The organism is Bauldia sp. (assembly GCA_037200845.1).
GTDB lineage: Bacteria > Pseudomonadota > Alphaproteobacteria > Rhizobiales > Kaistiaceae > DASZQY01.
In genome coordinates this window covers 1,147,712-1,159,929 of the sequence record JBBCGQ010000001.1, presented here as the reverse complement: position 1 = coordinate 1,159,929, position 12,218 = coordinate 1,147,712, and the positions used below count along the sequence as shown (strand labels likewise).

Here is a 12,218-nt window from a genome sequence, read left to right as displayed (position 1 = left end):
CCCGCCTGCGCGGGGAAAGCGGAACGGAGGGTGACGCCGGTGCTACTTCCTTGGCTTCTTCACTGTCTCTGTCGCCACGCGGCTGGCCATTGTGCCCAGCGTCTTCGACTGTTCGGCGGCGGCCATCATCTGGCGCTGGACGAATTCCTGCTGGAGGGCCGTGACTTCTTCCAGCGTCCGCGCCTGGGCCAGGCGCCGGGCGAGATCGAAGGAGGCGGCGATGTTTTCCTCGAGATAGGCCAGCGACTGGCGGGAGAGATCGGCGGCGCCTTCGCCCAGCGTGAACGGGGAGTCGGCGGCCTGGGCGACCGCCTTCTGGGTCGCGTCCAGCACCTGCTCGAAGGCGCTGCGGGCCTGCTCGACGGTTTTCTCGGCAAGGTCGCGCATTTGCTGGGGGATTTCGAAGCGTGTCGGCTGCATGGCGGTCGGCCTCCCTGTACGATCTGATAACCCCCGCAGGAGCATAGCCCTTCGGCGGTTAACCGTGCATGGAAATGGCTGGCGGCAGGCGCGTGGACCCGGCCGGGGGCACACTGTATCTCTTGGGACAGGGATGAGGGGCCGCCGCCGTTCCCCGCCTTCGCCGGTCAAGCGAAGGCGGACAGACGGACATATTGGGACGGCGTGGGCATGGACGGGAAGACCACATCCTATCTCGACATCACCGCCCTCCCCGCGGTCGGCGAAACTTTGCTCGATCCGCGGCCGGCGTTCGTCTTCGCCGCCGACGGCACGCAGCTGCTCTATGCCAACGCCGCCGGCGCGGCGCTGATCGGGGCGCGCGGCATCGGCGATGCGCTCAAGGTGCGGTTCTCCGATCTCAATCCGCTGACGGCGCAGATGGCGCGGCTGTCGCGGCTGCTGCCCAGCGACACGGCGCGGCTCGAGATGCTGCGGTTTGGGCAAGGCGTCAGCGTCGCGACGATTGCCGCGGCGTGCCGGCGGCTCAATCTCGCCGACGGATCGCGGGCGGTGCTGGCGGTGGCGATGGGCGGCGGCGCGGGCGGCTCGCTCGGCGCGCGGGCGGAGCGGCTCGCCGACGCGATCGCGGCGAACGATTGTCTTGCGGCGGTGGTGACGGCGGAGCGGAAGGTTGTCGCCGGGTCCGATGGGATCGAGGCGCTGTCGCTCGACGCGGTGATCGACGCGGCGCGTGGCGGCGAAGTTGCGCGGCGGGACATCGACGTGCGCGGCGGGGCGCGCCACACGGGGGCGGTGCGGTTCGTTGCCGATGGGCGGACGTTGTTTCTCGTCATCACGGGGCCGCTGGAGTCGGCGCGGGCCGGAATGGCTCCGGTTGTCGCGGCGGAGTTGCCGGCTCCGGCGGAGGTTATGGCCGCGGCGCCGGCCGATGCCGCGGGGGCGGAGGCATCGGCGGAGCTGATGTTTCCGGAGGAGGATTTTTCGGTTGCCGCTCGAGATGAGGTCGCGGCCGAGCCGTCGGCGGATACCTCCGACCTGGGTCCCCGCTTTCGCGGGGATGAGCGAGAGGCAGAGCCGACTGCGGTTACTTCCGTTGAGCCGGAGACGACGGCGCCGGCCGCGGAGCCGGAGGCTCCGGTGGTTGCCCCGCGCGTGGTGCAGTTCGTGTTCGAGGCGGATCTGGAGGAGCGGTTCACGTTTGTTTCGCCGGAGTTCGCCTCGGTCGTCGGCGTGGAGAACGGCGCTGTCGTCGGACATCGGTGGAGCGACGTCGCCCGGGCTTTCGGGTTTGCGCCCGCGGCGCCGTTCAGCGGCACCGTGGCGTGGCCGGCCGGTGGCGGCGAGACGGTGGCGGTGACGCTGGCGGCCTCGCGCTCCGCCAAAGGGTATCGCGGGTTCGGGGCGATACGGCCGGATCAGCGGGCGCCGGACACACGGGCCGACAAGGCCGGGCTGGCGGTGCCTGTTCAGGTGCCCGCCCCTGCCCCGGTTGAGCCGGCGACGCCGGCGGAGATTGTTGAAGACGCGCGCGCTGCCGCGGCCGAGCTGGAACACCCGCGGGCGCAGCACGATCCGGACGAGGCGGCACAGCATTCCATCGAGCGCGGGCATGTGCATCGGAGGTCGCGCGGCGCGCCGGCCGTCGAGCGGGCGCCGCCCGCGCCGGCCTCCAACATCGTGCGGCTGCCGGGCGCGGCGGCGGGGCGCGGGCCGGTGGAGCGGCTGACGGGGACCGAGCGCGATGCGTTCCGGCGGATCGCCGAGGCGCTCGGCGTGCGCCATGCCGAGGAGATCGCGGCGGCGGAGGAAGCAGCGGCCGCGGCCCCTGCCCGCAAGGAAATCCAGAAGGCGCCGGCGAGCGACATCGATACGCGGCTGCTGGACAAGCTGCCGGTCGGCATCGCGGTGTTCCGCGATCGCAAGACGCTGTTCGCCAACCGGACGCTGCTCGACCTGCTCGGCTACGACTCGTACGACGCGTTCGTCGCGGCGGGCGGCGCGGACGCGATCTTTCCCGGCAGCAGCGGCATGGCCGGCAGCATCGCGGAGGCCGGCGGCAAGCTGAAGGCGCGGCGGCGCGACGGGGCAACGGTGCCGGTGACGGCGTGGCTGCACGCGGTGACGTGGGGCGGCGCGACGGCGCTGATGCTGTCGCTCGGCACCGTGCCGGCGCGCGCGACGCCGGACGAGGACGCGCTGACGCTCGAGCTGGCGCGCAGCGAGGCGCGGGCGGACGAACTATCGGCGATCCTCGACACTGCCACCGATGGCGTCATCGTCATCGACGCACACGGGCGGATCGGGAGCCTCAACCGCGCGGCGGAGGCGCTGTTTGGCATCGAGGCCAGCGACTACGCCGGGCGCTACTTCACCGACCTCATCGCCGACGAAAGCCAGAAAGCGGCGCTCGACTATCTCGACGGGCTTGCGCAGAACGGCGTCGCCAGCGTGCTCAACGACGGGCGCGACGTCATCGGCCGCGTGCCGGCGGGCGGGCTGATCCCGCTGTTCATGACGATGGGGCGGATCGGCGGGTCGGACAAATTCGCGGCGGTGCTCCGCGACATGACGCATTGGAAGAACGTCGAGGCGGAATTGATCCAGGCGCGGCGCGGGGCGGAAGCGGCCAACGCGCAGAAATCGGATTTCCTCGCCAAGATCAGCCACGAAATCCGCACGCCGCTCAACGCCATCATCGGCTTCTCGGAAGTGATGATGGGCGAGAAGTTCGGGCCGATCGGTAACGAGCGCTATCGCTCGTACCTGCACGACATCCACGTGTCGGGCGACCATCTGCTCAGCCTCATCAACGACCTCCTCGACCTTTCCAAGATCGAGGCGGGCAAGGTCGACCTGACGTTCGAGTCGGTGCCGGTCAACGCCGCGATCCAGGAATGCGTCGCGCTGATGCAGCCGCAGGCGAACCGCGAGCGCATCATCATCCGCACCTCGCTCGGCGCCGACGTGCCGAACGTGGTCGCCGACCAGCGCTCGTTCCGCCAGATCCTGCTCAACGTGATGTCGAACGCGGTGAAGTTCACGCGCGCCGGCGGTCAGGTGATCGTATCGTCGTCGCTGGAGGCGACCGGCGAGGTGACGGTGCGCGTGCGCGACACCGGCATCGGCATGAGCGAGAAGGACATCGAGACGGCGATGAAGCCGTTCCGCCAGGTGTCGGCCGCGAAGGAGGACCGCGATCATGGCACCGGGCTGGGCCTGCCGCTGACCAAGGCGCTGGTCGAGGCGAACCGGGCGACATTCGCGATCGACTCGGCGGTCAATCAGGGGACGCTGGTCAGGATCACGTTTCCGACGACGCGGGTTCTGGCGGGGTAGCGCCTCCCCTCCTCTGTCATCCTTCGGCGAGGCTGAAGGCCTCGACCGGAGGACCGGTCGCAGCTAGTGCGCCGCCAAAAGCGAGACGTGAACATCGAGAGTGGTCCTCCGGTCGGCGCTTCGCGCCGCCGAAGGATGACAGCTGGTGGGGAGGAGAGACACCCCTCCCCAAAATCGCTTCGCGATTTTGACCCTCCCACAGGGGGAGGGTTCAACAAGCGGAGTCCAGCTCGTGCAACGAAGTGAACCCTCCCCTTGTGGGAGGGTCAAACGGCCGAAGGCCGTTTGGGGAGGGGTGTTTCTCCTCCGCACGTTTCCGGGAGGCTAGCCGCGCTGAAGCGCACCCCTCCCCAAAACCGCTTTGCGGTTTTGGCCCTGCCGCATGGGGAGGGCTCAAGCGGAGCGGAGGTGGCCCCTCCCCTACATCGCGATGCGCAGCTTCTGGATCGAGCCGCCGATGTCCTGGAAGACCGAGACGAGCTGGTTGACGTTCTGGACGTCGTAGAACTTCTTCGCGTCGCTGGCGCACTTCTGCAGCACCTGGCTCGAGCCGTTCTTCACCTCGACGCGGATCGTGTAGATCGTGACGTTGTCCGTGTCTCGCGGGTCGGTCTTGCCGGCGCCCTTGATGTTGGCGCAGAGCGCGGCGAGGCGGTCGTCGCGGAGCTTGGTGCGCGTCGGCTTGTCGGCCGCCGTCACGCCCATACGGCCCTGCCAGATGTAGCCGGCGCCCGAGTAATAGGACTGGTCGTTCGAGTTGCCTTCGTTGTTCTCGTTGTTGCCGTCGGTCATCAGCACGACGACCTTGGTCCACTCGCCGTCGCCGTAGGGCTTGCCGTCGGCGAAGGGACCGGTCGGCGACAGCACGTTCCAGCCCCACTCGAGGCCGGCGGGAATGTCGGTGTTGCCCTGCGCGATCATGGCGTTGATCGCCTTCTTGACCGCGCCGGTGTCGGAGGTCAGGCGCTGGAGCGGCGCGATCTCGCAGCCGGAGTTCGGGCCGTACTGGTAGCCGAAGCTGGTCTTGCCGGTCTGCTGCGCGCCGCCGGCGGCGTATTTCAGGACGTCGCCCTGCTGGTACTTCCATTCGTCTTTCTTGAGGATCGCGACATTCAGCGACTTGGCGATCGCGGCAACGGCGGTGTCGTTGATGTAGCTATTGCTGTAGGGCGCGACGCCGCGGTTGCCGGGCTCGTCGGGCGCGAAGTACGGCACGTAGAGCGAGTCGGGAACCCCGGTGTCGTAGGTCTCGGTCGCCTCGTAGGGCATGGCGCGCGTCTCGACGCAGCCGCCCCAGGTCTTGCCGAGCTTCTTGAACAGATCGAAGCGGTTGACCGTCTGGCCGAGGAACAGGCTCTTCGCCGAAGCGGACTTGCCGGCGGCGTCGAGCCACGGGGCGTTCTGATAGGTCGGGCCGACGCTGACGGTCTGCGAGAACGGCACGAGGCCGATGCGCAGGCTGGCCGGGTCCTTGGCGGCGGCGGAGAGCGAGTCGACCAGCTTGTTGGCGGCGGTGATCAGCGTCGCGATCTTGGTGCCGGCCATCGAGCCGGTGTTGTCGAGCACCATCACCAGCTCGACCTTGCCGAGCGTGCGCTCCACCTGACTGACAACGTCGGCGGTCAGGTGGTCGACGCCGAGGACGTGCGACAGCGTCATCGGTACGTCGACATGGGCCTTGCCGGTGACCCCCTCGCCGTTCTGCACCACCGAATCGAGCACGTAGGGATCGGATTTCATGTGCGCGGCGATCCAGCCGTTGACGGTGTCGAAGGCCTGGGTGTCGCTCATCTTGGGCTGGCTGCCCACCGCGAGGACGGCGGCGTCGAGGGCGTCGCCCAATCGGGTACGCTCCTGGGCAAACCGGCTGTAGTCGATGGCCATGCCGACCGAGCCGATGAGCGGGATGATCGCGACGGCGAACAGCGTCGCCACGTTGGCGCGCTGGTCGCGCAGGAATCGGTTGAACAACGCCATGAGACTGCCGCTCCGCAAAGTCGCGCCAGAGTTGGCGCCGTCGATGCTGCAGGTTTGATGCGAACTCGCGTCAAACCGGGTTAAGCGGAGAATAACAACGTCGCGGCAATTGTTCTAAGATGATCTGTAATATTGGCTAATACGGCCTGGTTTATACGGTTGCCTTTACCATCTGTTTACCATTAATACTTGGCCGGGTAACTAATCGGCGAGCGCCGTGAGGTTGCGGAAATGCTCGAGCGCCGAGGGGTTGGCGAGCGCCTCGACGTTCTTCACCGGGCGGCCGTGGACGACCTCGCGCACCGCCAGTTCGACGATCTTGCCGGACTTGGTGCGCGGGATATCGGCGACGGCGATGACCTTGGCCGGCACGTGCCGCGGGCTGGCGCCGGTGCGGATCTTGGTCTTGATCCTGCCGAGCAGCGCGGCGTCGAGGATGGCGCCCGCCGCCAGACGCACGAACAGCACGATGCGCACGTCGCCGCCGAAATCCTGGCCGATGGCCAGCGCCTCGACGACCTCGGGAATCTGCTCGACCTGGCGATAGATCTCGCCGGTGCCGATGCGGACGCCGCCGGGATTCAGCGTCGCGTCGGAGCGGCCGTGGATGACGATGCCGCCGTGCGACGTCCATTCGGCGAAGTCGCCATGGCACCAGATGCCGGGGAAGCGTTCGAAGTAGGCGGCGCGGTACTTGGCGCCGTCGGCGTCGTTCCAGAAGGACACCGGCATCGACGGGAAGCTCCGCGTGCAGACCAGCTCGCCCTTGTCGCCGTGGATCGGCCTGCCGTCGCTGTCGTAGACGTCGATGGCCATGCCGAGACCCGGACCCTGGATCTCGCCGCGCCACACCGGCAGCGTCGGGACGCCGAGGACGAAGCAGGAGACGATGTCGGTGCCGCCCGAGATCGAGGCGAGATGCACGTCGCGCTTGATGGCGTCGTAGACGAAATCGAAACTCTCGGCGGCGAGCGGCGAGCCGGTCGAGGCGATGGTGCGCAGCTTCGCCAGGTCGTGGCGATCGGCCGGGCGGTAGTTCTCCTTCTTCACCGCGTCGATGTATTTCGCCGAGGTGCCGAAGAAGGTGCACTGCTCGTCGGCGGCGTACTGGAACAGCGTCTCGGGGCCGGGGTGGAAGGGCGAGCCGTCGTAGAGCATCAGGGTGGCGCCGGAGGCCAGCGCCGTCGCCAGCCAGTTCCACATCATCCAGCCGAGGGTCGTGAAATAGAAGACGCGGTCGCCTTCCCCGATCGAAGAATGCAGGCGGTGCTCCTTGAGGTGCTGGAGCAGCGTGCCGCCGGCGGAGTGGACGATGCACTTCGGGATGCCGGTGGTGCCTGACGAGAACAGGATGAACAGCGGATGCGCAAACGGCAGGCGCGTGAAGGCGACGGGCTTCGGCGCGAACGGCGCCAGCGCATTCTCCCAGGTCAGCGCCTCGGGCAGCGCGGCGGCGAGCGCATCGGCGCGGCCGAGCAGCGGCACGACGATGGTGCGGGTCACGCCGCCTAACCTCGGGACGATGGCGCGGACCTTGTCGGCGAGGTCGATCTCCTTGCCGGCATAGCGGTAGCCATCGACGGCGATGAAAACTTTCGGCTGGATTTGGCCAAAGCGATCGACGACGCCATCGACGCCGAAATCGGGCGAGGCCGACGACCAGACGGCGCCGAGCGAGGCGGTCGCCAGCATCGCGACGATGGCTTCCGGGATGTTGGGCAGGTAGGCGGCGACGCGGTCGCCGGCGCCAACGCCGGCGTTGGCCAGCGACTGCTGCAGGCGCGACACCTGCTCATGAAGCTGGCGCCACGACAGGCGGCGGGTGAGGCCGTCCTCGCCGCGGAAGACGATCGCCTCGCTCTCGTCGCGGCGGCGCAGGCAATTCTCGGCGTAGTTCAGCTTGGCGTCGGGGAAGAATTGCGCGCCGGGCATCTTGTCGCCATCGACTAGGCGGCGCTCGCCCTTGTCGCCGATGACGCCGGCGAAATCCCAGACGAGGTCCCAGAACCCTGCCCGGTCGTCCACCGACCAGGCGTGGAGGGCGGCATAGCCGGGCAAGGCGCGGCCGGCGCGTTTCGCCGCCTCGGCGGCAAACGCCGTCAGCGGAAGTTTCGCCACGACAGCGGGCGCGGGGCGCCACAGGGGTTCGTCCGGTCTCATCGGGTCTTCAGGGGCCTCGTCTCTCCACGTTCTTTTCGAATAGCGTCCCGGCGCGTCCCTGTCACCGCCGCCCCGCCTCCGATAGTGTCGCGGCGGGGCAAAGACGGGAGACCGATTGAAGCGGCTTGCCATCATCCTGGCGGTGATCATTGCCGTCGCGGCGATTGCCGTGGCGGCGGCGCCGTTCGTCATCCCGTCCGAGTTCCTCAAGCAGCGGGTGGCCGAGCGGATCGCGGCGCTGACCGGGCGAACGGTCACGCTCTCCGGCGCCACAACCCTCTCCATCTATCCGCATGTCGCGATCGGGGTCGACGGGCTGGCAATCGCCAACCCCGACGGCATGGGCGACGACGCCGTGATCCAGGCGCCGCGGCTCGATACGCGTCTGCGGCTGCTGCCGCTGCTCTTCGGACGGGTCGAGTTCGACGAGTTCCAGTTGACCAATCCGGTGATCCATCTGGTCGTCGACAACGAGGGGCGGCGGAACTGGACGCTTGCCGGCAGCGCCGTCGCGGCGCGGGCGATGGCGACGCCGCCGCGGTCGAACGATCCGCTGGCCATCGCCCTCGATCTGCAGGTCGGGCATCTCATCGTCAGCAACGGCACGCTGCTCTACGACAACCTCGCCTCGGACACGCGCGAGCAGATGACCGAGGTGGATCTCGACATCGACTGGCCGAGCGTCAGCGCGACGGCATCCGGGCGCGGCAAGATGATGTGGCGCGGCGAGCCGATGGAGTTCACCGGGCTCATCGCGGCGCCGCTGCAACTGATGCGCGGCGGCACGTCGGCAGCGCGCTTCGCGCTGGCCTCGACGCCGCTGCGCGCGTCGTTCTCAGGCCGCGCCACCGACAACGACGGCACCATCCATCTCGACGGCGACGGCTCGGTGTCGACGCCGTCGATGCGGCGCACCATCGAGTGGCTGGGGACGCCGATGGGGACCGGGCCGATACTGGGCGCCGCCTCGGTGCGCGGCACGGTCGCGATCGCCGGGCCGAGCATCGATTTCACCGCGGCCAGCCTGGAGCTCGACGGCAACAGCGCGGAGGGCTCGCTCGGCGTTTCGTTCGCCGGCGTGCGCCCGGCGATCGCCGGGCGGCTGACGACGCAGCGGCTCGACCTTTCCGCGTACGCCGAGGCGATCCGCGCCGACCTGCTGACGACGGGATCGTGGCTGATCGCGCCGGCGCGAATGCCGTTCGCCGAGGCGGTGGACGCCGAGGTCAGCTTCACGATGGGCCAGGTGACGATGGGGGCGACCGAGATCGGCGACACGTGGGCGACGGTCTCGATCAAGGACGGCAATGTCGATGCGCAGTTGCAGGGCGCGAATTTCTACGCCGGGCAGATCGGCGCTCATCTCAGGATGGCGAGCGCCGGCGGCGTGCTGTCGGCCGACGCGCATCTCGACATCAAAGGCGTGCCGGCGACGCCGGCGCTCGCCAATCTAGCCGGCGTCACGGCGCTCGACGGCAACGTCACCGGGGCGCTCGACCTCAACGCGTCCGGGCGCGGCTGGGGCGAATTTGTCAACAGCGTCGCCGGCAAAGGTCGGCTCGCGATCGGCGAAGGCAAGCTTTCCGGCGTCGATCTCGCCGCGGTGGCGGACCAGCTCGACAATCCGTTTGCCGGGCCGATCGTGGCGGGGCGCGGCGAGACGCGCTTTCGTCAGGTCGACGCCGACTTCGCGGTGGCGAGCGGCGCGCTCAGCACGAGCAACCTGTTCATGGAGGGCGACGATTTCCGCCTGGCGCTCTCCGGGCAAGGCTCGCTGCTTTCCGGCGCGACCGAAGCGCGGGCGACGCTGACCAACGCGACCGAGACGATCCCGCTCTCCATCGCCGGCACGTGGCGGCAGCCGGCGATCGCGCGGGCATCGCTGCGCCCTGCCCCGGAAACGCCGGCGGCGCCGGGCGGCGGATGAAGATTAATTAAGGTTGGTTTGGCGTAGGGGATTGCCATCTTCGGGCGTGAACATGAGTGAAGAGGGGCCGATTACCGGTCCCCAACGCCCCAAGGAAGCAGAACCCCATGTCCCCCAAGCTTTTGTTCGCGGCCGCGGCCGCTTTTGCAGCGAGCGCTGCCTCGCTTCCGGCGATCGCGGCCCCCGGCGATGCCGCGCCGCAGTCGCGCCCGGCGCCGCTGCGCGCGCAGATCATGTTCAACCTGATCGACACCAACGGCGACGGCGCCATCGACGCGACCGAAGCCGCGGCGCTGCAGAAGGCGATCTTCGGCGCACTCGACGCCAACAAGGACGGCAAGCTGACGCCGGACGAATTCCGCAAGGTCGCCGCCGACTTCGGCGGGCGTGACGGCGGCCAGCGCTTCGGCCGGCCGGGCGTGCGCGGTCCGGGCATATTCCACCCCGGCTTCCCGCGTCCGGGCTTCCATCGCCCCGGACCCGACGGCCAGCGCCAGGGCGCCCTGCCCGGCGACCAGCAGGGCGGTCCGCGGGACCAGCTCGGCCAGAACGACGCCGCCCAGCCGGGCGACGACGCGACGCCGCCGCAGCCGCGCAACTTCGCCAGCCTCGACAAGAATGGCGACGGCGTCGTGACGGCGGACGAGTTCACCGCCGGCGCGCTGCCGATGCCGGGTGTCGACCAGACCAAGTAAGCGACGGAAAGTAAGCCGCATGACCAACGCCGGGGCGAGACCGTGAGCTTCGCGCTTGCCCCGGCCGCAATGCGGCCCATGATGGTGCCGCCGGCCGATGCCGGTGCTCATGACGGCATTGCGACCGGCGGACCATCTTTGACGATTGCGAGCGCGGCAGAGGAATCGGACGAGGCGCTGGCGCTGCGTGTTGCCGCCGGCGACCAGCGCGCGCTGCGCGAGATCGTACGGCGCCACGGCGGCAGGCTACGCGCGCTGGCGCATCGCTTCACCGGCGGCGCGTCGGAGGCCGACGACATCGTGCAGGAGACGTTCCTGTCGTTCTGGAAGGCGGCGCAGCGCTGGCAGCCGGGCGGACCGCCGCTCGGCGCGTACCTGACGCGAATCGCCGTCAATCGCGCGATCGATAGCGAGCGGCGGCGGCGGGTGCGGCGATTTTTCGGGCTGGAAGATGCCGCGACGGTGTCCGATCCGGCGAGCACGGCCGAGCAGCGCTTAGCCGGCAAAGATCAACTTGCGGCGGTAGCACGGCACATTGCAACGCTGCCGGCGCGGCAGCGGGCGGCGATTCTGCTGGCGGCGGATAGTGAGCGGTCTAATGCCGAAATCGGTGAAGCCATGGGGCTTTCCGTCGGCGCCGTAGAACAATTGCTCGTCCGGGCGCGGCGAACGTTACGAATGCGACTTGCCGAAAACGATCTGGAATACGAAAGTCTGGGTGAATGACCATGGGCGACCTGCAACTTTCTCTCGACCGATACGGCAGCGACTTCGCGCGCTGGCCGACGGCGGAGCGCGCGCAGGCGGAGGCGATCTTCGCCGCCAACCCGCACGCGGCGACGCTGCTCGCCACGGCGCGGCGGCTCGACCGCGCGCTGGCGGCGACGATGAAGCCGATGGAGCTCGACGCGGCGTTCGTCGGCCGCGTCGTCACGCACGTCGGCGAGCGGGCGCATCACGACGTCGCCGTGCAGCCGACGCCGCGGTTTGCGGCGTGGGTGGGCGTGGTGGCGGTCGCTTTCCTGGTGACGGGATTTGCCGCCGGCCTGGCGCTGCCCGCCAGCCAGGACGACGACGCTTTCGCCAGCCTGATGTTCGGCGGCCCGGGGGATAGTGCAGCTACGGACTCCGGGAGCGTGCTTTGATAATTCGCGGCCCGCTCGCGGTCGTGTTGCTGCTGGCACTTCTGGTTTCGATCGCAGTCAACCTCACGATCGCCGGTTTCGCCTTCGCGCACTTCGCCGGTCCGCGGCCGGGCGGCGAGGTCGAGCGCATCGTCGCGATCGGCATCCGCGCCTTCCCGCCGGAGATCCAGAAGGCGATCGCCGACGGCTCGAAGGCCAAGCGCGACGAGATGAAGGCGAAGCTCGACGCCGTGCAGGACGCGCGGCGGCGGATGTTCGACGCGATGCGCGCCGATCCGTTCGACCCGGCGGCGCTCGATGCCGCCTATGCCGATCTGCGGGCGCGGACGACGGACCTGCAGCTTGTCGGGCAAGGCGTCGTCGCCGACGCGCTGGCGCATGCGCCAGCCGACGTGCGGGCGCGGATCAGGCCGCCACCTCCGTCGCGCGGGCCGTAACGCCGGCGGCATAACTCGCCGCCGTCTTCTTCGGCGAAGCGGCAGGATCGGCGCCGGAGCGCCTTGGGCGCCGGCATTTGCTGAAGCACACCCGCCCCAAAACGCCTACGGCGTTTTG

Annotated in this window: 9 protein-coding genes; 6 read left to right on the top strand and 3 right to left on the bottom strand. The window is 69.1% G+C overall.

Annotated elements, in window-relative coordinates; translation table 11 throughout:
- Positions 1–42 precede the first annotated feature (42 nt).
- A complete protein-coding gene (locus tag WDM94_05540; protein ID MEJ0012089.1) occupies positions 43–420 on the bottom strand; it encodes a phasin family protein in 378 nt (125 codons plus the stop codon).
- A 210-nt stretch (positions 421–630) separates the two neighbouring features.
- Here WDM94_05540 and WDM94_05535 point away from each other — a divergent pair, with 210 nt between their 5' ends.
- Complete coding sequence (locus WDM94_05535; GenBank protein MEJ0012088.1) at positions 631–3,759, top strand: ATP-binding protein; 3,129 nt, start codon at positions 631–633, stop codon at positions 3,757–3,759.
- Between the two features lie 420 nt (positions 3,760–4,179).
- On the opposite strand, the gene WDM94_05530 is transcribed toward WDM94_05535, so the two are convergent.
- Both WDM94_05530 and WDM94_05525 read right to left on the bottom strand, forming a co-directional pair.
- On the bottom strand, positions 4,180–5,736 hold the full coding sequence (locus WDM94_05530) for a TadE/TadG family type IV pilus assembly protein (protein MEJ0012087.1): 1,557 nt from the start codon (positions 5,734–5,736) through the stop codon (positions 4,180–4,182).
- A 201-nt stretch (positions 5,737–5,937) separates the two neighbouring features.
- Positions 5,938–7,896, bottom strand: coding sequence for an acetoacetate--CoA ligase (locus WDM94_05525; GenBank protein MEJ0012086.1), 1,959 nt, complete (start codon positions 7,894–7,896; stop codon positions 5,938–5,940).
- A gap of 115 nt (positions 7,897–8,011) precedes the next feature.
- Between WDM94_05525 and WDM94_05520 the strand changes: the two genes are divergently transcribed.
- The 5 genes from WDM94_05520 (at position 8,012) to WDM94_05500 (ending at position 12,100) form a co-directional block, all read left to right on the top strand.
- Complete coding sequence (locus WDM94_05520) at positions 8,012–9,823, top strand: AsmA family protein (protein MEJ0012085.1); 1,812 nt, start codon at positions 8,012–8,014, stop codon at positions 9,821–9,823.
- 107 nt (positions 9,824–9,930) lie between these two features.
- Positions 9,931–10,518, top strand: a complete 588-nt coding sequence (locus tag WDM94_05515) for an EF-hand domain-containing protein (protein ID MEJ0012084.1) — start codon at positions 9,931–9,933, stop codon at positions 10,516–10,518.
- 42 nt (positions 10,519–10,560) lie between these two features.
- Positions 10,561–11,244, top strand: a complete 684-nt coding sequence (locus tag WDM94_05510; protein ID MEJ0012083.1) for a sigma-70 family RNA polymerase sigma factor — start codon at positions 10,561–10,563, stop codon at positions 11,242–11,244.
- Entirely contained in the window at positions 11,241–11,663 is a 423-nt protein-coding gene (locus WDM94_05505) for a hypothetical protein (protein ID MEJ0012082.1), read from the top strand. The genes WDM94_05510 and WDM94_05505 overlap by 4 nt, the downstream gene beginning before the upstream one ends.
- A complete protein-coding gene (locus WDM94_05500) occupies positions 11,660–12,100 on the top strand; it encodes a periplasmic heavy metal sensor (GenBank protein ID MEJ0012081.1) in 441 nt (146 codons plus the stop codon). Before WDM94_05505 ends, WDM94_05500 begins: the two co-directional genes overlap by 4 nt.
- Positions 12,101–12,218 lie beyond the last annotated feature (118 nt).